The sequence below is a fragment of the Pseudomonas sp. FP2335 genome, assembly GCF_030687535.1.
Classification (GTDB): Bacteria; Pseudomonadota; Gammaproteobacteria; order Pseudomonadales; family Pseudomonadaceae; genus Aquipseudomonas.
Genome location: NZ_CP117437.1, coordinates 4,746,791 through 4,770,721, shown reverse-complemented (window position 1 = coordinate 4,770,721; position 23,931 = coordinate 4,746,791). Strand labels below are relative to the sequence as shown.

Below are 23,931 nucleotides of genomic sequence, written 5' to 3'. Positions count from 1 at the left end.
GGTGACGAGGCAGGCCTCCACCGAATTTCGAATTACGAGAAGTGAAACCACTACCATGATGCGCAGCCACTATTGCGGCCAACTGAACGAGACCCTGGATGGTCAGGAAATCACCCTTTGCGGATGGGTTCACCGTCGCCGCGACCACGGCGGGGTGATCTTCCTCGATATCCGTGATCGTGATGGTCTGGCCCAGGTGGTGTTCGACCCGGACCGCGCCGAAAGCTTCGCCGCCGCCGACCGCGTGCGCAGCGAATACGTCGTGAAGATCACCGGCAAGGTTCGCCTGCGTCCGGCCGGTGCCGTGAACGCGAACATGGCCTCCGGTGCGATTGAAGTGCTGGGCTATGAACTGGAAGTGCTGAACGAGTCGGAAACCCCGCCGTTCCCACTCAACGAATACTCCGACGTGGGCGAAGAAACCCGCCTGCGCTACCGCTTCCTGGACCTGCGTCGTCCGGAAATGGCCGAGAAGCTGCGCCTGCGTTCGCGCATGACCACCAGCATCCGCCGTTTCCTCGACGAGAACGGCTTCCTGGACGTGGAAACGCCGATCCTGACCCGGGCCACCCCGGAAGGCGCGCGCGACTACCTGGTGCCGAGCCGTACCCATGCCGGTTCGTTCTTCGCCCTGCCGCAATCGCCACAGCTGTTCAAGCAACTGCTGATGGTCGCTGGCTTCGACCGTTACTACCAGATCGCCAAGTGCTTCCGCGACGAAGACCTGCGCGCCGATCGCCAGCCCGAATTCACCCAGATCGACATCGAGACCAGCTTCCTCGATGAAAACGAGATCATGGGCCTGACCGAAAAAATGATCCGCAACCTGTTCAAGGAAGTGCTGGATCTGGAGTTCGGCGATTTCCCGCACATGACCTTCGAAGAAGCCATGCGCCGCTACGGTTCCGACAAGCCAGACCTGCGCAACCCGCTGGAACTGGTAGACGTGGCCGACCAACTGAAGGAAGTCGACTTCAAGGTGTTCAGCGGCCCGGCCAATGACCCTAAATGCCGTATCGCCGCCCTGCGCGTACCTGGCGGCGCAAGCATGCCGCGCAAGCAGATCGACGACTACACCAAGTTTGTCGGCATCTACGGTGCCAAGGGCCTGGCTTACATCAAGGTCAACGAGCGTGCTAACGGTGTTGACGGTCTGCAATCGCCGATCGTGAAGAACATCCCGTTGGACAACCTGAACGCGATCCTCGATCGCGTTGGTGCAGTCGATGGCGACATCGTGTTCTTCGGCGCCGACAAGGCCAAGATCGTCAGCGAAGCCCTGGGCGCGCTGCGGATCAAGCTGGGTCACGACCTGAACCTGCTGACTTGCGAGTGGGCCCCGATGTGGGTCGTTGACTTCCCGATGTTCGAAGAGAACGACGACGGCAGCTTCAGCGCCTTGCACCACCCGTTCACCGCGCCGAAGTGCTCGCCGGCCGAGCTGGAAGCCAACCCGGCTGGCGCACTGTCCCGCGCCTACGACATGGTTCTGAACGGTACTGAGCTGGGTGGCGGTTCGATCCGTATCCACCGCAAGGAGATGCAGCAAGCGGTGTTCCGCCTGTTGGGCATCAACGAAGCGGAACAGGAAGAGAAGTTCGGCTTCCTGCTCGACGCCCTGAAATACGGTGCGCCGCCCCACGGTGGCCTGGCGTTCGGCCTGGACCGTCTGGTGATGCTGATGACCGGCGCCCAGTCGATCCGTGAAGTGATCGCCTTCCCGAAAACCCAGAGCGCTGCGGACGTCATGACCCAGGCTCCGGGTGTGGTGGATGCCAAGGCACTGCGCGAACTGCACATCCGCCTGCGTGAGACACCGAAGGCTGAGTAAGGCTGCGGCGTGAAAGCGCGTTGAGTTCTACGCAGTCTAAAAAAGGCGCATCTTCGGATGCGCCTTTGCGTTACAAGGGTTGCATCCTGCCTGGGGCAGGGTTGACAAGGTTTCTACAGAATTTCGGAGTTGTGTTATGGCTGGCCATTCCAAGTGGGCGAACATCAAGCACCGCAAAGAGCGTCAGGATGCCAAGAAAGGCAAGATTTTCACCAAGTGGATTCGCGAGCTGACTGTCGCTGCCCGCCAGGGCGGTGGTGACCCGGGCTCCAACCCGCGCCTGCGCCTCGCGCTGGACAAGGCCCTCGGCGCCAACATGAGCCGCGACATTATCGACCGCGCCGTGGCCCGTGGTGCCGGCGCTGCCGATACCGACGACATGGTCGAGCTGACCTACGAAGGCTACGGCCCGGGCGGCGTGGCGGTGATGGTCGAGTGCATGACCGACAACCGCAACCGCACTGCGGCGGCCGTGCGCCATGCGTTCAGCAAGTGCGGCGGCAACCTGGGCACCGATGGTTCAGTGGCTTACCTGTTCGAGCGTAAAGGGCAGATCACGTTCGCGCCGGGTACGGATGAAGACGCGCTGATGGAAGCGGCGATGGAAGCGGATGCCGACGACGTGGTCACCAACGACGATGGTTCTATCGACGTGTTCACCTCGTTTGCCAGTTTCTACGCCGTGCGTAACGCCCTGGAAACCGCCGGTTTCAAAGGTACCGACGCGGAAATCGTGATGCTGCCGACCACCAGCGCCGAACTGGACCTGGATGGCGCACAAAAAGTGCTGAAGCTGCTGGATATGCTCGAAGACCTGGATGATGTGCAGAACGTCTATTCCAACGCCGACATCCCGGAGGATGTGGCTGCACAGCTAGTCTGAGGTATGACGTCGATCAAAATGTGGGAGCGGGCTTGCCCGCGAATGCGGTGTACCAGTCGCTGAAAATGTTGACTGATCCACCGTCTTCGCGGGCAAGCCCGCTCCCACATTGGATCTCCTTTGTATCAAAATTGTTTTACCCAAACCGCAGGCGTTATGACTTTAATCCTAGGTATCGACCCCGGTTCGCGCATCACCGGTTTTGGCGTGGTGCAACAGACCCCGCGTGGCTGCATCTATGTCGCCTCGGGCTGTATCCGCACCGGGGCGGGCGAGCTGGCCGAGCGCCTGCAGATTGTTTATCGCGGCGTGCGTGAAGTGATCCAGACCTATGGTCCGGTGACCATGGGCATCGAAAAGGTGTTCATGGCCAAAAACGCCGATTCGGCGCTTAAGCTCGGCCAGGCCCGTGGCGCTGCCATCGTCGCAGGTGCCGAGGAGGGCATGGAGATCGCCGAATACACCGCGACCCAGGTCAAGCAGGCCGTGGTCGGCACCGGCGCGGCGAACAAGGAACAAGTGCAGATGATGGTCATGCACATGCTCAAGCTCACCGCGAAGCCACAAATCGACGCCTCCGACGCACTGGCCATCGCCATTTGCCACGCGCACACCCGTTCCAGCCTGTTGCCTCACGGCCTGGGTACTGCACGCAGTCGTGGCGGGCGGCTGCGTCTCTGATAGCATCAGCGCAATCGTTTTTCCCGGTCAGGCCTTTTATCTGACCTCAAGCTTTAAGGATTTGAACCGTGATTGGACGCTTGCGCGGCACCCTGGCTGAAAAACAGCCGCCGCACCTGATTCTGGATGTAAACGGGTTGGGGTATGAGCTGGAAGTGCCCATGACCACCCTGTATCGCCTGCCGTCGGTCGGCGAGCCGATTACGCTGCACACCCACCTGGTGGTGCGCGAAGATGCGCAATTGCTCTATGGTTTCATTGGCAAGCGCGACCGTGATTTCTTCCGCGAGCTGATTCGCCTCAATGGTGTCGGGCCGAAACTGGCGCTGGCGTTGATGTCGAGCCTGGAAGTGGATGAGCTGGTGCGCGCCGTCTCGGCCCAGGACACGTCGGCGCTGACCAAGGTGCCGGGGGTTGGCAAGAAGACCGCCGAGCGCTTGCTGGTCGAACTCAAGGACCGCTTCAAGGCCTGGGAAGTCGTGCCAAGCATGTTCGCCCTGGTGCCGAACCAGCCGGATATGCCGGCGGCCCAGGTCGCCAGCGCCGAGAGCGATGCTGTCAACGCGCTGATTTCCCTGGGCTACAAGCCCCAGGAAGCCAGCAAGGCCGTGTCGGCCATCAAGGACAAGAACCTGAGTGCCGAAGACATGATCCGCCGCGCCCTGAAGGGAATGATTTAAGTGATTGAAGCTGATCGTCTGATTGCGGCCACCGGTCCGCGTGACCGTGAAGAAGTCCAGGACCGCGCCATCCGCCCGTTGAGCCTGGCCGACTACATCGGCCAGCCCTCCGTGCGCGAGCAGATGGAGCTGTTCATCCAGGCTGCGCGCGGGCGCAGTGAGTCCTTGGACCACACGCTGATCTTTGGCCCGCCGGGCCTGGGTAAAACCACGCTGGCCAACATCATTGCCCAGGAAATGGGCGTGTCGATCAAGTCCACGTCCGGCCCCGTGCTGGAGCGTCCGGGTGATCTGGCGGCGTTGTTGACCAATCTTGAGCCCCACGACGTGCTGTTTATCGACGAGATTCATCGTCTGTCACCCATCGTCGAGGAAGTGCTGTACCCGGCGATGGAGGATTTCCAGCTCGACATCATGATCGGCGAAGGCCCGGCGGCCCGCTCGATCAAGCTCGACCTGCCACCCTTCACCCTGGTCGGCGCCACCACTCGCGCGGGCATGCTGACCAACCCGTTGCGAGACCGTTTCGGCATTGTTCAACGTCTAGAGTTCTATAGCACTGCAGACCTGGCGACCATCGTCAGCCGTTCGGCGGGCATTCTCGGCTTGCCCCTGGACCCGGAAGGTGCGTTTGAAATCGCCCGTCGTGCCCGCGGTACGCCACGAATCGCCAACCGTCTGCTGCGTCGCGTGCGTGACTTCGCCGAAGTGCGGGCCAAGGGGCATATCACCAAGGCCGTCGCCGACCTGGCCTTGAACCTGCTGGATGTGGACGAGCACGGCTTCGATCACCAGGACCGACGTCTACTCTTGACCATGATCGAGAAGTTCGACGGCGGCCCAGTGGGCGTCGACAGCCTGGCGGCTGCCATCAGTGAAGAACGCCATACCATCGAGGATGTGCTGGAGCCTTACCTGATCCAGCAGGGCTATATCATGCGCACGCCGCGGGGGCGCGTGGTGACACGCCACGCCTATCTGCACTTCGGGCTAAACATTCCGTCACGATTGGGTGAGATGCCCGTGGTAGACGAATTCCTTGATGCAGTGGACGATTAAAAAGGTCACGCCAGTCGATTTATCTGAGGTTTGTGCTGTCCTAGTGGCTGGTGTCGTCATTCAGTCGTTAGAAATGTTTCATAGAATGAAAAAACAGTTGCCCAGCCAATTGGCAACCTGAGGAGTAAGCACTAGAGTATGCGCGCGCAAAACGGGGATCAGTCGTTCGCACATCGCTGTCGCGTTTATTACGAGGACACCGATGCGGGCGGCATCGTGTATTACGTCAACTATCTCAAGTTCATGGAGCGGGCTCGCACCGAGCGGCTGCGGGAGCTGGGCTTTGCCCAATCCCAGCTGGCAGGGGAGGACCTGTTGTTTGTCGTGCATTCCAGCGAGGCGCGCTATCACGCGCCGGCGCGGCTCGACGACGAACTGCTGGTCAGCGCTGAAGTAATCGAATTGAACCGTGTCAGCCTGCGCTTCAAACAGCAGGTCAGGCGGGCAACGGATGCAACGCTGCTCTGTGAGGGGCAGTTCCTGGTGGCCTGTGTGCGCACCAATAGTTTGAAACCCCGGGCCATTCCCGAAGCTCTACGTGCGGCCTTTGCCGACGTAAGCGGCGCGGGTAAACAATCAAAGCAGGAGATTTAGCGTGGAACCTACCGTCGTCGACCATTCCTCCATGTGGAGCCTGGTCAGCAATGCCAGTGTCGTGGTTCAACTGGTGATGCTGACCCTGGTAGCCGCATCGGTTACCTCTTGGGTCATGATTTTTCAGCGCAGCAACCTGCTGCGTGCCGGTCGACGTGCCCTGGAGAGCTTTGAAGAGCGCTTCTGGTCGGGTATCGACCTGTCCAAGCTGTACCGCCAGGCGGGCAGCAACCCGGACCCGGATTCGGGCGTCGAGCAGATCTTCCGCGCCGGCTTCAAGGAATTCTCCCGTCTGCGCCAGCAGCCAGGCGTCGACCCGGAAGCGGTGATGGAAGGCGTGGCCCGTGCCATGCGCGTCGCCATCTCCCGCGAAGAAGAGAAACTGGAGCAGAGCCTGCCGTTCCTCGCCACCGTGGGTTCCGTGAGCCCGTACATCGGTCTGTTCGGTACCGTGTGGGGCATCATGAACTCCTTCCGTGGCCTGGCCCAGGCTCAGCAAGCGACCCTGGCCACCGTGGCCCCGGGTATCGCCGAAGCCTTGATCGCTACTGCGATCGGCCTGTTCGCTGCGATCCCGGCAGTCATCGCCTACAACCGTTTTGCCGCTCGCGGCGAAAACCTGATTGGCCGTTACTACACCTTCGCCGATGAATTCCAGGCGATCCTGCACCGTAAAGTGCACACCAGCGAAGAATAAGCAGGTACCTCCCGATGGCTTTAATCACTCGAGCTCGAACCAAGCGCAAGCCGGTCGCCGAGATGAACGTAGTGCCTTACATCGACGTGATGCTGGTGCTGCTGGTGATCTTCATGGTGACCGCGCCGATGCTCAACCAGGGTGTGAAGGTTGACCTGCCCAAGGTTTCCAGCGAAGCCTTGCCCCAGGACAACAACACGCAGGTGCTGACCATTTCGATCAAGTCCGATAAGACCTATTACTGGAACCTTGGCAGCGAAGTCGACACTCAGAAGCAACAGGACAAGGCCATGACCTTGCCGGCGATGACCGATGCGGTGACCAAGATCATTCGCGCCGGCAACGAAGGCGGCAAGCACACCCAGGTGTTCATCCGGGGTGACAAGGCAGTCGACTACGGTTCCGTCATGGGTGCCATGGGCGGGCTGCAGAAGGCCGGCGTCGGTAACGTTGGCTTGATTACCGAGGCGCCCTGATGCAGCAACAGCGAGAGCCGTCCGCCTCGGAAAGCTACTTCTGGCCTAGCGTCTGGGCAATTGCCCTGCACGTCCTGGTGTTTGGCATGCTGTTCGTCAGCTTTGCCATGACCCCGGACCTGCCGCCAGCCAAGCCGATCGTGCAGGCGACCCTGTATCAGCTGAAATCGAAAAGCCAGGCCACCACCCAGACCAATCAGAAGATTGCAGGTGAGGCCCAGAAGTCGGCTGCGCGCCAGACTGAAGTCGAACAGATGGAACAGAAGAAGGTCGAGCAGGAAGCGGTGAAGGCTGCTGCGGAACAAAAGAAAGAAGAGGCGGCTCAAAAGGCCGAGGAATCGAAAAAGGCTGACGAAGCGAAGAAGGCCGACGAGGCGAAAAAGGCTGATGAAGCCAAAAAAGCCGAGAAGGCTGCCGAAGCTAAAAAAGCCGAAGAGAAACAATTGGCTGATATAGCCAAGAAGAAATCTGAAGAAGAAGCCAAGAAAGCTGCCGAAGAAGAGGCCAAGAAAAAGGCCGCTGAAGAAGCCAAGAAGAAAATAGTCGAAGACGCGAAGAAGAAAGCCGCCGAAGACGCCAAGAAAAAAGCTGAAGCAGACGAGGCGAAGAAAAAAGTCGCCGACGACGCGAAGAAGAAAGCTGCCGCCGATGCCACCAAGAAAAAGGCCCAGGAAGCAGCACGTAAATCCGCCGAAGAGAAAAAGGCCCAGGCCCTGGCAGATTTGCTTTCCGACACGCCGCAGCGTCAGCAAGCCTTGGCCGATGAACGTGGTGACGAAGTCGCGGGCAGTTTCGACGACCTGATTCGGGCACGGGCAGCGGAAGGTTGGACACGTCCACCTTCGGCACGCAAAGGCATGACAGTAGTGCTGCAGATCGGCATGTTGCCGGACGGTACGGTGACTTCGGTCAGCGTGGCCAAGTCCAGTGGCGATGGTTCGTTCGACAGTTCGGCGGTTGCAGCGGTCAAGAACATTGGCCGGTTGACCGAGATGCAGGGAATGAAACCAAGCGACTTCGCTCCCTATCGTTCATTCAAGATGACATTCACACCTGAGGATCTAGCCTTGTGAGAAACCTTCTTCGAGGAATGCTTGTCGTTATTTGCTGTATGGCAGGGATAGCGGCGGCGGATGAAAAGAACATCCTGGTCACCAGCGGTAGCGATCGGGCCACCCCGATCGCGGTAGTACCGTTCGGCTGGCAGGGCGGCAGCGTGCTGCCGGACGACATGGCCCAGATCGTCAGCGACGACCTGCGCAACTCCGGCTACTACGCGCCGATTCCGAAAGGCAACATGATCAGCCAGCCGAACCAGGCCAGCGAAGTCGTGTTCCGTGACTGGAAAGCCGTGGGCGCGCAGTACCTGATGGTCGGTAATATCACGCCGGCCGGCGGTCGCCTGCAAATCACCTACACCTTGTTCAACGTTGCCACCGAGCAGCAGGTCCTGACCGGCAGCGTGTCGGGCACAGCCGAGCAAATCCGCGACATGGCCCACTACATCTCGGACCAGTCGTTTGAAAAGCTCACCGGCATCAAAGGTGCTTTCTCGACGCGTCTGCTTTATGTAACGGCTGAGCGTTTCTCGGTAGACAACACCCGCTACACCTTGCAGCGTTCGGACTACGACGGTGCTCGTGCAGTGACCTTGCTGCAGTCGCGTGAGCCCATCCTGTCGCCGCGTTTTGCGCCGGACGGCAAGCGTATTGCCTACGTGTCCTTTGAACAGAAGCGTCCGCGTATCTTCGTCCAGCACATCGATACTGGTCGTCGTGAGCAGATCACCAACTTCGAAGGCCTCAACGGTGCGCCAGCCTGGTCGCCGGATGGTTCGCGCCTGGCGTTCGTGCTGTCCAAGGACGGCAACCCGGACATCTACGTGATGAACATGGCTTCGCGTGCGATTACTCGCGTGACCAGCGGCCCGGGTATCAACACCGAACCGTTCTGGGGTAAGGATGGCTCGACCATCTTCTTCACCTCCGACCGTGGCGGCAAACCACAAATCTACAAGGCGAGTGTTGGTGGCGGTGGCGCGGAACGCGTGACTTTTATCGGCAACTACAACGCCAACCCTAAACTTTCGGCTGATGAAAAGACGTTGGTGATGATTCACCGTCAGGATGGTTTCACTAATTTCCGGGTTGCGGCCCAGGATTTGCAGCGCGGAACCGTAAAAATCCTCACAGATACCAACCTTGATGAGTCAGCCACTGTTGCGCCCAACGGCACCATGGTAATCTACGCCACCCGCCAGCAGGGCCGGGGAGTCTTGATGCTCGTGTCCATTAATGGACGCGTAAGGCTCCCACTTCCTACCGCTCAAGGCGAAGTCAGAGAACCATCCTGGTCCCCTTACCTGAACTGACGCGGCGCTACAAGATTTGCTTAACACACTGGGGTTCATTAGGAGTTTCACGATGGAAATGCTGAAGTTTGGTAAGTTTGCTGCTCTGGCTCTGGCTCTGTCCGTAGCCGTTGGTTGCTCGTCTAAAGGCGGCGACAATGCCGGTGAAGGCGCAGCTGTTGATCCAAACGCTGGTTACGGCGCTAACACTGGTGCAGTTGACGGCTCCCTGAGCGAAGAAGCTGCTCTGCGCGCTATCACCACTTTCTACTTCGAATACGACAGTTCGGACCTGAAACCAGAAGCCATGCGCGCTCTGGACGTTCACGCGAAGGACTTGAAAGCTAACGGCGCTCGCGTTGTTCTGGAAGGTAACACCGACGAACGTGGTACTCGTGAGTACAACATGGCACTGGGCGAGCGTCGTGCGAAAGCCGTTCAGCGCTACCTGGTACTGCAAGGTGTTGCTCCAGGCCAACTGGAACTGGTTTCCTACGGTAAAGAGCGTCCAGTTGCTACTGGCCACGACGAGCAGTCCTGGGCTCAAAACCGTCGCGTCGAACTGCGTAAGTAATTCGTCATGCGAACGTGCCGTCGTGCTCTGACTGTATTGGCTCTCAGCTTCGCACCGCTTGCGGTGTGGGCTGCGGTTCCTGTGGAAGATAGCAACTCTGGCTATAACAATAGCGGGAGCAGTTATCCGCCAGCAGGTTATGGCACGAACGGCGCCTATGCGGGGGGAGCGGCTACGTCCGCTCCCTCGGCACAGGGCGAACTGTTCAACCAGCTGCAACGTATGCAGGATCAATTGGCGCAGCAACAAGGCACCATTGAAATTCTGCAGAACGAAGTGCGCCAGCTGAAGCAAGAAGGCCTGGAACGTTACCAGGATCTTGATCGACGCATTGGAGCCGGTGTTACACCTGCCGCAACTCCTGATAATTCTTCCGCCGGTGGTGCACCTAGTGCTGCCATCGGTGGTGCAGCAGCGGGGGCGGCTGCCAGCCAAGCCCCTGCCGCGAGCAGCGAACCGGGTGATCCGGCGAAGGAAAAGCTGTATTACGATGCGGCCTTCGACCTGATCAAAGCCAAGGATTTCGATAAGGCCAGCCAGGCATTCAGCGCTTTCCTGCGCAAATACCCAAACAGCCAGTACGCGGGTAACGCCCAATACTGGTTGGGCGAGGTGAACCTGGCCAAGGGTGACTTGCAGGGCGCAGGCCAGGCATTTGCCAAGGTCAGCCAGCTCTATCCCAAGCATGCCAAGGTGCCGGATTCGCTGTACAAACTCGCTGACGTAGAACGCCGCCTGGGTCATACCGACAAGGTCAAAGGCATTCTGCAGCAAGTGGTTGCCCAGTATCCGGGGACTTCCGCTGCCCAGTTGGCCCAGCGGGATCTGCAACGCTTGTAGGCAAAGCAGCCCGTTCAGAAGAAACCCGCGCCTGGCGCGGGTTTTTTCGTTAGAATCCACGCCCTTTTATGAAACACGCTTCTTGGGGTCTACGCGTTGGCGGGGTCTCATGAAGTGCCTGACGGAGGCGGACAGCCTGTTTAGCTGTTACGCCCGTGGCGACTATGCAAGACACATTACGTATCACCGAAGTTTTTTACTCTTTGCAGGGTGAAACGCGCACCGCTGGCCTGCCCACAGTCTTTGTGCGCCTGACCGGTTGCCCGTTGCGCTGCCAATACTGCGACAGCGCCTACGCCTTCAGTGGTGGCACCGTGCGCACCCTCGACGACATCCTCGAACAGGTTGCCGGTTACCGGCCGCGCTACGTCTGCGTGACGGGGGGTGAGCCGTTGGCGCAACCCAATGCCATCCCTTTGCTCAAGCAGTTGTGCGATGCCGGTTACGAGGTGTCCCTGGAAACCAGCGGCGCCCTGGATATTTCCGCGGTCGACCCGCGGGTAAGCCGGGTAGTCGACCTCAAGACCCCGGACTCCAAGGAGTCGCACCGCAACCGCTACGAGAACATCGACTTGCTGACGGCCAACGATCAGGTCAAGTTCGTTATCTGTTCCCGTGATGATTACGATTGGGCGAACTCCAAGCTGATCCAGTATGGCCTGGACCGTCGCGCGGGCGAGGTGCTGTTCTCTCCAAGCCACCACGACCTGAACGCACGCGACCTCGCCGATTGGGTGGTGGCGGACAATCTACCGGTGCGCCTGCAATTACAGTTGCACAAATACCTTTGGAACGACGAGCCAGGACGCTGACATGACTGAGCACACCAACGATCAAAAACGCGCCGTGATTCTCCTGTCCGGCGGCCTCGACTCCGCTACCGTGGTCGCGATGGCGCAGGCGCAAGGCTACAGCTGCTACACCATGAGCTTCGACTACGGCCAGCGTCATCGCGCCGAACTGAACGCTGCCGCCCGCGTCGCCCGCGACATGGGCGTGGTCGAGCACAAGGTGATCGGCTTGAACCTCAATGGCATCGGCGGCTCGGCGCTCACTGACAGCAGCATCGACGTACCGGAAACACCCGGCGAAGGCATCCCGGTCACTTACGTACCGGCCCGCAACACCGTCTTCCTGTCCCTGGCCCTGGGCTGGGCTGAAGTGCTCAACGCCCGCGACATCTTTATCGGCGTCAACGCGGTGGACTACTCCGGTTACCCGGACTGCCGCCCAGAGTTCGTCGAGTCGTTCGAACGCATGGCCAACCTGGCGACCAAAGCCGGTGTAGAAGGGCAGGGCTTCCGCATCCTGGCGCCGCTGCAAAACCTCAGCAAAGCCGACATCGTCAAGGCTGGCGTAGGACTTGGCGTCGATTATTCGCTGACAGTTTCCTGCTACCAGGCAGACGATGACGGCCGTGCTTGTGGGAAATGCGACAGCTGCCGACTGCGTGCAGAAGGCTTCCAAGCAGCCGGAATTACTGACCCAACGCGTTATTTCTGATTTTTTTAAAATAAGGTGTTGAATAATCCTTAGAAATCAGTATTATACGCGCCACCACACAGCGGGTCGTTAGCTCAGTTGGTAGAGCAGTTGGCTTTTAACCAATTGGTCGTAGGTTCGAATCCCACACGACCCACCATTTTTGGCGGTTTAGAAAATCCGGAAGGCCCACGCAAGTGAGGATTTCCGGGTTTTTTTTTGCTTGCGATTTAGGTAAGCCTGCGTAGCTGGACGATTTAGCCAAAGCCGATAGCCCATGTGAGGAAGGCTCAATGCGTCACCTAAACCGCATGACCCGCGCATTCCAAACCACGCCCCTCGGCGACCTAATCTTCTATTTCGACCCCCGCTATCAGCCTGAACTCTCCACGCTGGTCCAACGCTTCCTCGCCGCACCGGAACAACACACCACCCTCGACATACCCGAGGCCACGCGCGGGGTGTTCCTGCTGGAGGGCGAGCGCCGGTGGGTGTTGAAGCACAATAAGCTTGAGCACTGGAAAAAACAGCTGCAGAACTACCTGGGGCTAAAACGTGCATTTGGCCTGCATGACCTGACCAACGAGTTCATCAACCTGTCCGTGGTGTCCACCAAGTCAGCCAGCGTGCCGCGCGTCGCCGGGTTCGGCTATAAAGCGCGCTTTCCGTTCCTGAAAGAGGAGTACCTGCTGGTGGGCTTTTTTGATGATCATTGCAGTGTGGATGATCGTCTTGTCGCGCAACCTGAACAGGCCGCTGCACTACTGCCACAGGTGTTTCGACTGTTTGCGCAGATGCTCGCCGAAGGGTTTGTGCACATGGACCCCCACCCCAAGAACATTTTGATCGCGCCGGACGGTCAACTGCGCCTAATCGATTTTGAGTGCTGCGCGCATTCGGTTATCGATCATGACTTCAGCCTGGGTTTCTCCATGGGGTACTTCTATCACTTCTGGATCAAGCGCTTCGTCAGCCTCGAAGCCTATCGTGCGCTCTGTGAGCGTTACCTGGAGGACGAGCAGCCGAATCTACAACGGTCCATCTTCGACCCCGTATTCGAACGCTTCCTTACCCGGAAAGTCTCGCGCACCACGCGCTACAGCATCCTGACCAACCCCAAGGCCCAGGCCGCCTTCAAACAGGCTCCCGCCACGCACCCTTGACGGGCTCAGCGCCGTTTGCCAAACACCGACTTGGGCGGTTTGCCAAAAAACCGCGTAAACGCTGCGCTGAAGTTATTCGGAAATTTGTACCCCACCTGATAAGCCGCCTGGGCCACCTGACAGCCACTTTCCAGCAAGGTGTAGGCCTTGCGCATGCGGATCTCGTTGAGCATGCGGTGCGCAGTGGAGTTGAAGCGGTAGTGCAAACCTTCCTTGAGCTTGAACTCGTTGAGCCCGACCGCCGCGCAGAGATAGGGGATGGTCAGCGGCTGGTCCATCTGCTCGATCATGATGTCGCGCGCGCGCTCGAGTTTCTCGATGTCGGTCGCGCTGAATTTCAGGCTTTGCGAGAGCGCGTCGGGGCTCAGCAGCTTGAGCTGTTCGCAGAGCAGGCTCAGGGTGTGAATGTGCATGTCCAGGGTGCCGGTCACGCCGTGGCTGAGGTAGCGGGTCAGGGCGCTGGCATGGCTGGCGCTGGCGGCCGAGGTCTTCTGGAATGCCAGTTGGCGCACATTGCCGTTGCCGAGGATCTGCTGGGTGCGCTGCTCGCCGATGTATTTGTTGAGCATGCTCTCGCCAATCAACAGGCGCAGTTGCGACACCGTTGCACCGGCCTTATAGCAGCGTTCGCCGAGACTGAGCTGGAACGAAGTGATCGTGGTAAAGCCCGCCCTGAACGACACCGCCGCGCCATCGGCGCCCTTGTAGCCGGAATCACCCTGCATACCGAAAGTAATCACCAACATGTGGCGGTTGTGCGGGCTGACGGTTTCTTCAATCAGGTTGCGCGTCGGGCGATAGCGCGAACGCACCACCATCAGGTCGTCGTCGAAGGTCAGGCGTTCCGAATAACACTCGCCCAGTTCTTCCGGCAACTGTTGGCGCATCCAGCCGCAGGCTTGCGTACTGACCTGCCGCGAGTGCGTTGACGCAACTCGATACGACTGGGAAATCCTCTGTAAAGCCGACACGTTTAACGCCCTCCCTAGATTTGGCTCCGATTCGCATATGGATTGATCCGAAATCCATACGGACTTACATGATAAGTATTCGCATTAATGCGTAGCATGTTTCCCCATCAACTGCCATCGCCAAGACGCGGCCATGGGGCGATTCATTGAAGGGGAATGCGGGTGAGCACAGCTGTTTTCAGGGGCGTACTGGTGTGTTGGCTGGGTAGCGCAAGCGTTGCCGTTGCACAGACTGAACTGGCGCCGGTCAAGGTCACGGCCAACAAGATCGAGCAGGAACAGGAAGAGGTCCCGGCCAGCCTCTCGGTGATCTCCGGCGAAGAGCTGCGCAAGGGCAATATCGATGATCTGGAACGCCTGGCCCGCACCACTGCGGGCTTCACCTTCCAGCCGTTCGGCCAGTCCGGCACCAATCTGCCGGTGGTGCGCGGCCTGAGTTCGGGTGCGACGGCGTTTTCGTCCTCGATGCTGATGCTCGTGGACGGCGTGCCGACCCTGATGGGGCAGGGCTTCGACCACACCCTGCTGGGCGTCGAACGCATCGAAATCCTGCGCGGCCCGCAATCCACCCTGTACGGTCGCAACGCCGAAGCCGGCGTGTTGAGCATCCACACCCGCCAGCCTGGCGATACACCTTACGCGCGCCTTGAAGCCGGCACCGGCAGTCGCGACCTGCGCACCATGAGCGTCGACGCCAGCACTGCCCTGGTGCCCGGCACCTTGTATGCCGGCGTCTCCGGCCAGTGGCGCGAGCAGGACGGGTTTATCGATAACGCCTATAAAGGCGGCCAGGCCGATGACCGCGATCGCCACAGTGCGCGTATGGTGCTGCGCTGGACACCCAGCCTGGCCACTGATGTCAACCTGCGCTACAGCCGCCAGGATTACCGTGACGGCGGCTCACAGTGGGGCACCGCCACTTCGGCGCGGCGCGAAGTGCGCTCCGGCACGCCAAGCTGGAACCACTCCAGCGGCCGCAGCGTGTCCCTGGATGTGACGCACGAGTTCGACTCCGGCCTGAAGCTGCGCTCGATCACCGCCCGCAATGACTTCTACGACCGCCTGCAACAAGACACCGATTTCCAGCCGGCGGACCAACTGCACCTGGCCCGCGACTACCATTTCAACACCCTGTCCCAGGAATTGCGTCTCGAAGGCCAATGGCGCAACAACCAGTGGCTACTCGGCGCCTACACCGACCGCGACGACCACGACCTGTCCTACCAGCAAAAACTGCCGCTGCGCCTGACCCAGACTGACAGCCAATTGGGCGGCAACACCCGCGCACTCTTTGGCCAATGGCTGATGCCCCTGGCCGAACGCTGGACCCTCACCCTCGGCGCCCGTGCCGAGCAGGACAAAGTGCACATCGACCCCGCCAGTGGCGGCCGCCAAAGCGCCAGTTGGCAACGCTTCACGCCCAAGGCCGCGCTGCAATACGAATGGCAGCCCGACGCCTTCGTCTACGCCAGCTACGCCGAAGGCTTCCGCGCCGGTGGTTTCAATGCCTTCTCCAGCGCCGCCAACTACCCCGGCTACGATCCGGAAAAAGTCAAAACCTACGAACTCGGCGCCAAGGGCTGGCTGGCCGACAAACGCCTGCGCTACTCGGCCGCGGTGTACTTGGTGGACGTGCGCGACATGCAGGTCCAACAGATCATCCAGCCCGGCGTGGTGTACATCACCAACGCCGCCACCGCGCGCTCCAGCGGGCTTGAGTTGCAGGCCGAATACCTGGTCGCCGACGACTGGCGCGTGGTCAGTTCCGCGGGCCTGAACCGCACGCGCTTCAAGCAGTTCAGCGAAGGCAGCAACGACTACAAGGGCAATCACAACCCCTACGCGCCGGACCTCACCGGCCACCTCAGCCTGCGTTATGACGCCCCTGCCGGTTGGTACGCCCAAGGGGGCGTCAGCGCCGTCGGCAAGACCTACCTGGACGCCGCCAATCAATACAGCCGTGGCGGCTACGGCTTGATCGACCTGAGTGCCGGCTACGACTTCAGCCACTACGGCATCAGCGCCTACCTGAACAACGCCGCGGACAAGCGCTACGACGCCGTCGGCTACCTGAATGGCACCACCCGCGTGTACAGCCCGGGCCGCGAAGTCGGCCTTCGGCTCAGCTATGAACTGTGAGCGATAAACCTATGAACCTGTCCACCCCACATGCCCTGCAACCTTTCTGGCACCTGACCCTGGCCGCCGTGCGCGCCGACGCCCTGCGCATTGCGCTGGAATGGAAACTCTTCGATCTGTTGCAAGTGCCCACCTCGGCCCACCTGATTGCCCGGCAACTGGAACTCGACCCGACAAACACCGGCTTCTGGCTCGAAGCCCTGTGGAGCATGGACCTGCTTGAGCGCGACGAACGCCAGCCTGCGCTGTACCGCAACACTGCGGTAGCCAGTGATTACCTGCGCAGCGACGCACCGCACTACTGCGGTGACGCCTGGACGTTTCGCCTGCGTGGCATGCGCCGGTTCGGCAGCCAGCTGGGCGAACACGTGCGCGCCGGCCAGCCCGACAGCCAACCCACCGACATGACCACCACCATCGACAACTGGACCGCCGCCGCCCGCCTGCAAATCGCCCAGGAGCAGCGCGCCGTCACCGTCGATGTGGCTCTGCGGCTGATGGCGCTGGTCCCGGAGTTCGCCCAGGCGCGTCGCTTGCTCGACCTCGGCGGCGGCCCGGGTTTGGTGGCGATCGCCCTGGTGCGCGACAACCCGATGCTCAGCGGCGAGATCTTCGACTTCGAAAAAACCGTCGAAGTGGCGGCGCTCAACATTCAGCGCGCCGGCCTGGAGCAACGCCTCGGCGTGCGCGGCGGCAACCTTGCCAGCGACCCGATTGGCGACGGCTACGACGTGATCTGGTGTTCTTCGGTGCTGCACTTCGTCCCGGACCTGCCTGCCACCCTGGCCAAGATCCGCGCCGCCCTGCGCCCCGGCGGCGTGCTGATCAGCGCCCACGCCGAGATCCCTGCCGACCCCGAACATGCCAGGCGCGTCATGCCGTATTACCTGTCGATGCAGATGCTCGGCCGCCACGTCACCGAGGCCGGTGGCCTGAGCGCCGCCCTGCAACAGGCCGGCTTCAGCAGCATCGACAGCTACCCCGAGGTGGCCTTTGCCGTGGCGCCGGTCTCGGTGCTGGTGGCCCGACGGAGCGCCTCATGAACGCTTCCCTGTGGCGCCTGCAATTGCTGTTTGGCTGGCTCGGCTTTGTGCTCGCGGTGCCGAGCATCTACCTGCTGCTCGGGCTGCCGCTGGTGATGCGAGAACACGGTTGGTCGGGCACCGACATCGGCCTGTTCCAGCTCGCCGGGCTGCCGGCGGTGTTCAAGTTTTTGCTGGCGCTGCCCGTGCAACGCTATCGCTTCCAGCGCGGGCATTACCGCAACTGGGCGATGTTGCTGTGCCTGCTGCTGGCGGCGCTGCTGGTGGTGGCGAGCCAACAGTCGATCAGCGGCAACCCGCTGTACCTGTTCGGCCTGGCGTTCGCCGCCTCCGTGCTGGCGACCTGGGCCGACATCCCGGTCAACGCCCTGGCGATCAAGTTGCTGCCGCACGCCGAGCAGGCGCGCGCCGGTGGTATCCGCTCGGCGGCGCTGTTTCTGGGGGCGATTGTCGGCGCTGGCGTGATGCTGCTGGTGCAGAACCGCTGGGGCTGGCAAGCGCCGTTCCTGTTGATGGCCGCCGGCCTGCTGCTGGCGCTGCTGCCCTTGGCCAGGCTGCGTGAAGGCGACGTACAAGCGGCCGATGGCAAGCCGGCCAGCCCGGCGCTGGCCGACTGGTCGGGTTACTTCCGCCAACCCGGTGCACGCCTGTGGACCTGGGTGCTGCTGACCAGCTTCCCGTTTGTCGGCGCGGCCTGGCTGTACCTCAAACCGCTGCTGTTGGACCAGGGCATGCTCGCGCCAAACGTCGCGCTGATCGCCGGTGTCGGCGGTGGCGTGGTCGGTGCCGTGGCCAGCCTGCTCGGCAGCCGGCTGATCCAGCGCATCGGGCCGGGCCGGGCGATTCCGCTGTTTATGTTGTGGGCGCTGATTTCGTTACTTGCACTGACTGCCGCCGTCGGCCTGCACGCCGACATGCTCTGGCTGGTGGTCGCGGCGTTCCTGCTGGCCACGGCCATGGGCGCGGTATCGACCCTGGTCTTCGCCCTGATGATGTTTTTCTCCCGCGAGCACCACCAGGCCGCCGACTACGGCTTGCAGGCCAGCCTGTTCGTGTTGACGCGGATGCTGGTGCCGATTGGCGCCGGGGTGCTGCTCGACCGCAGCGGCCATGTCGGCATGCTCGCCGGCCTGTCGTTGGCGATGGCCCTGGTGTGCGGCGTGGCCTTGCTGGCCCGGGCTTTTCCGGCTGGTACGGGCGCGCCTTGATGGGCGGCGGAGATTGATCCACGGGTGGTCTGAGGGCCGCGTCATGGGACAAAAAAAGGGAAGCTCCGCTGCTGGGGCTTCCCTTTTTTTGCCCGACAGACGCACGTGCAAACGCCAGATTGGGCTTTTGAATCGATTGGATATTCTGTAGCCTTGCGCGGCTTCTGTTTCAACCGTGCTTGATGAGCAAAAACACTTCGTCCGGCGGCGCCCGATGGGCTCCAGAGCCGGTGGTACACTCGACTTTCGCGCTACTGCGCCTGCAGGTCTTGCGAACATGACGCAAATTTCCGAACGCCTACTGGTTCAAGCCCACCTCGACGCCAAGCAGCCCAAGGCCCTCAGCGCCGATGAAGAGGCGAGCCTGCGTGCCGCCATTGCCGCCGAGCTCAAAGCCCAGGACGCGGTGCTGGTTGCCCACTTCTATTGCGACCCGGTGATTCAGGCCCTGGCCGAAGAAACCGGCGGCTGTGTCTCCGACTCCCTGGAAATGGCCCGCTTCGGCGCCGCCCACCCGGCCAAGACCGTACTGGTTGCCGGCGTGCGGTTCATGGGCGAGACCGCCAAGATCCTCACCCCCGAAAAACGTATCCTCATGCCGACCCTGGAAGCCACGTGCTCCCTGGATCTGGGCTGCCCGGTGGACGAGTTTTCCGCGTTTTGCGACCAGCATCCCGAGCGCACGGTGGTGGTCTACGCCAACACCTCGGCGGCGGTCAAAGCCCGCGCCGATTGGGTGGTGACGTCCAGCTGCGCGCTGGAAATCGTCGAGAGCCTGATGGACAACGGCGAGACCATCATCTGGGGCCCGGACAAGCACCTGGGTACCTACATCCAGCGCCAGACCGGTGCCGACATGCTGCTGTGGGACGGTGCATGCATCGTCCATGAGGAGTTCAAGTCCAAGCAGTTGGAGGACATGAAGGCGCTGTACCCGGACGCCGCGATCCTGGTGCACCCGGAATCGCCGACGGCGGTGATCGAACTGGCCGACGCGGTGGGTTCCACCAGCCAACTGATCGCCGCCGCCCAGCGTTTGCCGAACAAGACGTTTATCGTGGCGACCGACCGCGGCATCTTCTACAAGATGCAGCAGCTGTGCCCGGACAAGGTCTTCGTCGAAGCGCCCACCGCCGGCAACGGCGCGGCATGCCGCAGTTGCGCGCATTGCCCGTGGATGGCGATGAACACGCTGGAGCGCACGTTGCAGTGCTTACGTGAGGGCAGCAACGAGATCTTCGTTGAGCCGTCGGTGATTCCGCATGCGGTAAGGCCGCTCAAGCGCATGCTGGACTTTACCCAGGCGGCGCGCCTGAAACTGGCCGGCAACGCCTGACCTGAGGCGAACTCGGCCAAAAATGTGGGAGCGGGCTTGCTCGCGAAGGCGGAGTGTCAGTCGATATATTGATTGACTGATACACCGCCTTCGCGAGCAAGCCCGCTCCCACATTTGGATCTTCACTAGGCTGTGATTATTTCTTCTGTTTGGGGATCCGCACCAGTTGCGTGTCCGAATAGATGTCATGCCAGCTGCGCTTTTGCTTATCAAACAGCGACCAGACAAACCCCAGCCCCACGCACAGCCACGACGCAATCGACACCACAAACCGCAGCAGCGCCTGCCACAGGCTGATCCGCGAGCCGTCGGCGTTCTGCACGCGCACGCCCCACACCTGCATGCCCAGGGTCTGCCCGGAATGGGTCCAGAACTTGGCGAAGAAGCCAAACAGCACAAAAAACAGAATCGTCGACAGCAACGGATCGCCGTCCAGCGCACCGGATTCGGTCAGGGTGCGCATCTTGGCTTCGCCGACAAACGCCATCCACACCAGCTTGTAGATAAACGCGGTGACGATCAGCAGCGCGGTGCACAACAGGAAGTCATAGAACATCGCTGCCAGACGACGGCCCAGGCCAACGGCGGGAAATTCGCCCTGGGGGCTCAGCAGGGATTTGGACATGGCAGGGCTCTCTGGAGAAAAAAGCCATAGTACGGAATAACGCCCATAAAAAAGCCCCTGATGTCATATCAGGGGCTTTTTGTCGCAGGAAGGATCAGCCTTCTGCTTGTACTTCGTCTGCTTGCAGGCCTTTTTGGCCCTGGACCGAGACGAAGGTCACTTTCTGGCCTTCTTTCAGGCTCTTGAAGCCGTTGCCCTGAATAGCGCGGAAATGCACGAACAGATCCGGGCCGCTTTCTGGAGTGATAAAACCAAACCCTTTTTCGTCGTTAAACCACTTGACGGTGCCGCTCTGACGTTTGCTCTCCGACATTTTCTTATTTCCTTGACGCTAAAAAATTAATGACAGCCTCTTTCGCATGAAAGAGTACTGGACTGGATTGCAGGAAAGTAAGACGTCGAACGGGTTGTAGCGCAACTACTTCAGCTACTGCCCAGGTCCAGGTTCAAAGCGACCCATGCAAACACAGTGGGCAAACTCTACGCCAACTAATAAGTAAAATACAAGCCCTGACAAAACCCCAGCGTTTGCTCGGTTTTATGACACTTTGGTGGCTGCGCGGGACTCGCCTTATTCGATAGAGTTGATCACTTGTTATAGGTTATTCCTTAATGTATTGACTATCGTCAATGCACTGTTTTATGGCGGTTGCGTTACAAATTAGTGCGCATTAACGCAACCGCGTTACTTATAGGAACAGTTACTCAGCCACGATAGTAACGCTGTGGGACGAATGGCGTTTTACTTACACGAAGTGGCACCTTTTTCCCACGTACCAACGCAGAGACTTCAGTGTCCAGCGCGATGAATGCGCTGTCCAGGTAACCCATGGCGAGCGGGCCGCCGAGGGTCGGACCGAAACCGCCGCTGCATACGCTGCCGATCACGGTGCCGTGTTCGTCGACGATCTCTGCGCCTTCACGTACCGGCGTGCGTTCTTGCGGCAGCAGGCCCACTCGCTTGCGGCTCACACCGGCTTGCTGTTGGGTGAAGATGCGGTCGGCACCTGGGAAGCCACCGGCACGCGCGCCGTCGGCCCGGCGGACCTTGGAGATCGCCCACAGCAGGCTGGCTTCGATCGGCGTGGTGTCGGCGTTCATGTCGTGGCCGTACAGGCACAGGCCGGCTTCCAGGCGCAGGGAGTCGCGGGCGCCCAGGCCGATGGGCTGGACTTCGGTCTCGGCCAGCAGGCTGCGGGCCAGGCTTTCGGCGCTGGCAGCGGGTACGGAGATTTCAAAACCGTCTTCACCGGTGTAGCCCGAACGGCTGACATAGCAGTCCACGCCCAGCAGGCGCAGGGAGGCGAACTGCATGAAGGTCATCTTGGTGACTTCCGGCGCCAGGCGCGCCAGCACCTTTACCGCCGCCGGGCCTTGCAGGGCGAGCAGGGCGCGTTCTTCGAACAGCGGTTCGATGCTGCATTGTTCGCCAATGTGTTTGCGCAGGTGCGCCAGGTCCTGGTCCTTGCAGGCCGCGTTGACCACCAGGAACAGTTCGTCGTTACCCAGGTTGGCCACCATCAGGTCGTCGAGGATGCCGCCCTGCTCGTTGGTGAACATCGCGTAGCGCTGCATGCCGACCGGCAGGTCGATGATGTCGACCGGTACCAGGGTTTCCAGGGCCTTGGCGGCATTCGCGCCGGTGAGGCGGATCTGGCCCATGTGGGACACGTCGAACAACCCGGCCTGTTCACGGGTGTGCAGGTGTTCCTTCATCACGCCCAGTGGGTATTGCACCGGCATGTCGTAGCCGGCAAAGGGCACCATGCGCGCGCCGAGTTCGATGTGCAGGGCATGCAGTGGGGTTTTCAACAGGGTTTCGGTGGACATGTTCAGCTCCTGAAAAACGTGCTGGCGCGCCTTGAGGCGTCAGCACTCGATAATGTTGACCGCCAAACCGCCACGGGCGGTTTCCTTGTATTTGCTTTTCATATCGGCGCCGGTCTGGCGCATGGTGCGGATGACCTTATCGAGGGACACAAAGTGCTGCCCGTCGCCGCGCAAGGCCATGCGTACCGCATTGATGGCTTTCACCGAGCCCATCGCATTGCGCTCGATGCACGGCACCTGCACCAGCCCGCCAATCGGGTCGCAGGTCAGGCCGAGGTTGTGCTCCATGCCGATTTCGGCGGCGTTTTCCACCTGGGAAACCGTGCCGCCCAACACCTCACACAGGGCGCCGGCGGCCATTGAACAGGCCACGCCGACTTCGCCCTGGCAGCCGACTTCGGCGCCGGAAATCGAGGCGTTTTCCTTGTACAGAATGCCGATGGCGGCCGCGGTGAGCAGAAAGCGCACCACGCCGTCTTCGTTCGCGCCGGGGATAAAGCGCATGTAGTAATGCAGCACCGCCGGCACGATTCCGGCCGCACCGTTGGTGGGCGCCGTCACGACGCGTCCGCCATTGGCGTTTTCTTCGTTGACGGCCAGGGCGTAGAGGTTGACCCAGTCCAGTACCGACAGCGGATCACGCAGTGCCGATTCCGGGTTTTTGCACAGCTGGCGATGCAACCCCGCCGCGCGGCGCTTGACCTTCAAACCGCCGGGCAAGATGCCTTCGTTGCGACAGCCCGCAGCCACACAATCTTGCATCACCTGCCAGATCTTCAGCAGCCCGGCGCGGGTTTCGGCTTCGGGGCGCCAGGCACTTTCGTTGGTCAGCATGACCTGGCTGATGGACAGCCCGTAGGTGGTGCAATGCTGTAGCAAGTCCTTGCCGTGTTTGAACGGAAAGGTCAGCGGGGTGGCGTCTTCGACGATACGGTCGGCGCCGGCCGCGTCTTCATCCACCACAAAACCACCACCGACCGAGTAGTACTCGCGGCTGCGGATCTGGATATGGGCGGCGTCGAAGGCACGAAAAATCATGCCGTTGGGATGGTAGGCGAGGGGTTTGCGAATCATCGCCAGGTGTTCTTTCTCGTTGAACACGATGCTGTGTTCGCCGAGCAGATTGAGGCGGCCGTCCTTGCGCATCTGCGCCAGGCGCGTGGCCACGGTTTCGGTGTTGACGGTGTCCGGGTGTTCGCCTTCCAGGCCCAGCAACACGGCCTTGTCGCTGCCGTGGCCTTTGCCGGTGGCGCCCAGCGAGCCGTAGAGTTCCACCTTGACGCACGTGGTGGCGCTCAGCAGGTTGTCACGCTTGAGCCCCTCGACGAATCGAGCGGCGGCGCGCATCGGGCCGACGGTGTGGGAGCTGGAGGGGCCGATGCCAATCTTGAACAGGTCGAACACGCTTAAAGACATGGTTGTTCTCCGGTTTCTTATTATTTTCTGAAGGTCCACTCGGTTAAATGTGG

At 60.8% G+C, this 23,931-nt stretch carries 24 protein-coding genes and 1 tRNA gene; 20 read left to right on the top strand and 5 right to left on the bottom strand.

Annotated elements, in window-relative coordinates; all coding sequences use genetic code 11:
* Window positions 1-55: 55 nt before the first annotated feature.
* The 16 genes from aspS to PSH81_RS21375 all read left to right on the top strand — a co-directional run bounded on the left by aspS (window position 56) and on the right by PSH81_RS21375 (window position 13,310).
* The gene (gene aspS / locus PSH81_RS21450) at window positions 56-1,831 is read left to right on the top strand and encodes an aspartate--tRNA ligase (RefSeq protein WP_192299429.1); all 1,776 of its coding nucleotides are present in this window, start codon (window positions 56-58) and stop codon (window positions 1,829-1,831) included.
* A 136-nt stretch (window positions 1,832-1,967) separates the two neighbouring features.
* Window positions 1,968-2,714, top strand: coding sequence for a YebC/PmpR family DNA-binding transcriptional regulator (locus tag PSH81_RS21445; protein WP_226456251.1), 747 nt, complete (start codon window positions 1,968-1,970; stop codon window positions 2,712-2,714).
* A 156-nt stretch (window positions 2,715-2,870) separates the two neighbouring features.
* On the top strand, window positions 2,871-3,395 hold the full coding sequence (gene ruvC, locus PSH81_RS21440) for a crossover junction endodeoxyribonuclease RuvC (RefSeq protein ID WP_065908840.1): 525 nt from the start codon (window positions 2,871-2,873) through the stop codon (window positions 3,393-3,395).
* Between the two features lie 68 nt (window positions 3,396-3,463).
* Window positions 3,464-4,075: a Holliday junction branch migration protein RuvA gene (gene ruvA / locus PSH81_RS21435; protein ID WP_003193868.1), complete on the top strand. Its 612-nt coding sequence runs from the start codon at window positions 3,464-3,466 to the stop codon at window positions 4,073-4,075.
* Window positions 4,076-5,134 carry a Holliday junction branch migration DNA helicase RuvB gene (gene ruvB, locus PSH81_RS21430; protein ID WP_305391444.1) on the top strand — a complete coding sequence of 353 codons (1,059 nt, stop codon included), beginning with the start codon at window positions 4,076-4,078 and terminating at the stop codon, window positions 5,132-5,134. It begins immediately after the preceding gene.
* A gap of 138 nt (window positions 5,135-5,272) precedes the next feature.
* Complete coding sequence (gene ybgC / locus PSH81_RS21425; RefSeq protein WP_015885610.1) at window positions 5,273-5,728, top strand: tol-pal system-associated acyl-CoA thioesterase; 456 nt, start codon at window positions 5,273-5,275, stop codon at window positions 5,726-5,728.
* A gap of 1 nt (window position 5,729) precedes the next feature.
* A complete protein-coding gene (tolQ, locus tag PSH81_RS21420) occupies window positions 5,730-6,425 on the top strand; it encodes a protein TolQ (RefSeq protein ID WP_010208111.1) in 696 nt (231 codons plus the stop codon).
* 23 nt (window positions 6,426-6,448) lie between these two features.
* On the top strand, window positions 6,449-6,901 hold the full coding sequence (gene tolR, locus PSH81_RS21415) for a protein TolR (RefSeq protein WP_161549410.1): 453 nt from the start codon (window positions 6,449-6,451) through the stop codon (window positions 6,899-6,901).
* On the top strand, window positions 6,901-7,974 hold the full coding sequence (tolA, locus tag PSH81_RS21410) for a cell envelope integrity protein TolA (protein ID WP_017738026.1): 1,074 nt from the start codon (window positions 6,901-6,903) through the stop codon (window positions 7,972-7,974). Before tolR ends, tolA begins: the two co-directional genes overlap by 1 nt.
* 17 nt (window positions 7,975-7,991) lie before the next feature.
* A complete protein-coding gene (gene tolB, locus PSH81_RS21405) occupies window positions 7,992-9,272 on the top strand; it encodes a Tol-Pal system beta propeller repeat protein TolB (protein WP_192299426.1) in 1,281 nt (426 codons plus the stop codon).
* A 52-nt stretch (window positions 9,273-9,324) separates the two neighbouring features.
* On the top strand, window positions 9,325-9,825 hold the full coding sequence (gene pal / locus PSH81_RS21400; protein ID WP_003209827.1) for a peptidoglycan-associated lipoprotein Pal: 501 nt from the start codon (window positions 9,325-9,327) through the stop codon (window positions 9,823-9,825).
* Window positions 9,826-9,831: 6 nt separating this feature from the next.
* Window positions 9,832-10,665: a tol-pal system protein YbgF gene (ybgF, locus tag PSH81_RS21395; RefSeq protein WP_226456250.1), complete on the top strand. Its 834-nt coding sequence runs from the start codon at window positions 9,832-9,834 to the stop codon at window positions 10,663-10,665.
* 164 nt (window positions 10,666-10,829) lie between these two features.
* Window positions 10,830-11,477: a 7-carboxy-7-deazaguanine synthase QueE gene (gene queE, locus PSH81_RS21390; RefSeq protein WP_159955528.1), complete on the top strand. Its 648-nt coding sequence runs from the start codon at window positions 10,830-10,832 to the stop codon at window positions 11,475-11,477.
* Between the two features lies 1 nt (window position 11,478).
* A complete protein-coding gene (queC, locus tag PSH81_RS21385; RefSeq protein WP_192299424.1) occupies window positions 11,479-12,168 on the top strand; it encodes a 7-cyano-7-deazaguanine synthase QueC in 690 nt (229 codons plus the stop codon).
* Window positions 12,169-12,231: 63 nt separating this feature from the next.
* Window positions 12,232-12,307: transfer RNA gene (locus PSH81_RS21380), tRNA-Lys, on the top strand.
* Between the two features lie 133 nt (window positions 12,308-12,440).
* The gene (locus PSH81_RS21375; RefSeq protein ID WP_226456248.1) at window positions 12,441-13,310 is read left to right on the top strand and encodes a phosphotransferase; all 870 of its coding nucleotides are present in this window, start codon (window positions 12,441-12,443) and stop codon (window positions 13,308-13,310) included.
* A gap of 5 nt (window positions 13,311-13,315) precedes the next feature.
* On the opposite strand, the gene PSH81_RS21370 is transcribed toward PSH81_RS21375, so the two are convergent.
* On the bottom strand, window positions 13,316-14,281 hold the full coding sequence (locus PSH81_RS21370) for a helix-turn-helix domain-containing protein (RefSeq protein WP_370694872.1): 966 nt from the start codon (window positions 14,279-14,281) through the stop codon (window positions 13,316-13,318).
* Window positions 14,282-14,443: 162 nt separating this feature from the next.
* Between PSH81_RS21370 and PSH81_RS21365 the strand changes: the two genes are divergently transcribed.
* The 4 genes from PSH81_RS21365 to nadA all read left to right on the top strand — a co-directional run bounded on the left by PSH81_RS21365 (window position 14,444) and on the right by nadA (window position 20,007).
* Window positions 14,444-16,420 carry a TonB-dependent receptor gene (locus PSH81_RS21365; protein ID WP_305391442.1) on the top strand — a complete coding sequence of 659 codons (1,977 nt, stop codon included), beginning with the start codon at window positions 14,444-14,446 and terminating at the stop codon, window positions 16,418-16,420.
* Window positions 16,421-16,431: 11 nt separating this feature from the next.
* The gene (locus PSH81_RS21360; RefSeq protein WP_305391441.1) at window positions 16,432-17,463 is read left to right on the top strand and encodes a methyltransferase; all 1,032 of its coding nucleotides are present in this window, start codon (window positions 16,432-16,434) and stop codon (window positions 17,461-17,463) included.
* Entirely contained in the window at window positions 17,460-18,671 is a 1,212-nt protein-coding gene (locus PSH81_RS21355; protein ID WP_226456244.1) for an MFS transporter, read from the top strand. The genes PSH81_RS21360 and PSH81_RS21355 overlap by 4 nt, the downstream gene beginning before the upstream one ends.
* Before the next feature lie 277 nt (window positions 18,672-18,948).
* A complete protein-coding gene (gene nadA, locus PSH81_RS21350) occupies window positions 18,949-20,007 on the top strand; it encodes a quinolinate synthase NadA (RefSeq protein ID WP_032890946.1) in 1,059 nt (352 codons plus the stop codon).
* Window positions 20,008-20,143: 136 nt separating this feature from the next.
* Here nadA and PSH81_RS21345 read toward each other — a convergent pair whose 3' ends face one another.
* From PSH81_RS21345 to PSH81_RS21330, 4 genes are all read right to left on the bottom strand, one after another.
* A complete protein-coding gene (locus PSH81_RS21345; protein WP_226456243.1) occupies window positions 20,144-20,632 on the bottom strand; it encodes an RDD family protein in 489 nt (162 codons plus the stop codon).
* A 94-nt stretch (window positions 20,633-20,726) separates the two neighbouring features.
* A complete protein-coding gene (locus PSH81_RS21340; RefSeq protein ID WP_226456242.1) occupies window positions 20,727-20,945 on the bottom strand; it encodes a cold-shock protein in 219 nt (72 codons plus the stop codon).
* A gap of 392 nt (window positions 20,946-21,337) precedes the next feature.
* Window positions 21,338-22,462, bottom strand: a complete 1,125-nt coding sequence (gcvT, locus tag PSH81_RS21335) for a glycine cleavage system aminomethyltransferase GcvT (RefSeq protein WP_192299419.1) — start codon at window positions 22,460-22,462, stop codon at window positions 21,338-21,340.
* Window positions 22,463-22,501: 39 nt separating this feature from the next.
* Window positions 22,502-23,878, bottom strand: a complete 1,377-nt coding sequence (locus tag PSH81_RS21330) for an L-serine ammonia-lyase (RefSeq protein WP_226456240.1) — start codon at window positions 23,876-23,878, stop codon at window positions 22,502-22,504.
* Window positions 23,879-23,931: the final 53 nt, after the last annotated feature.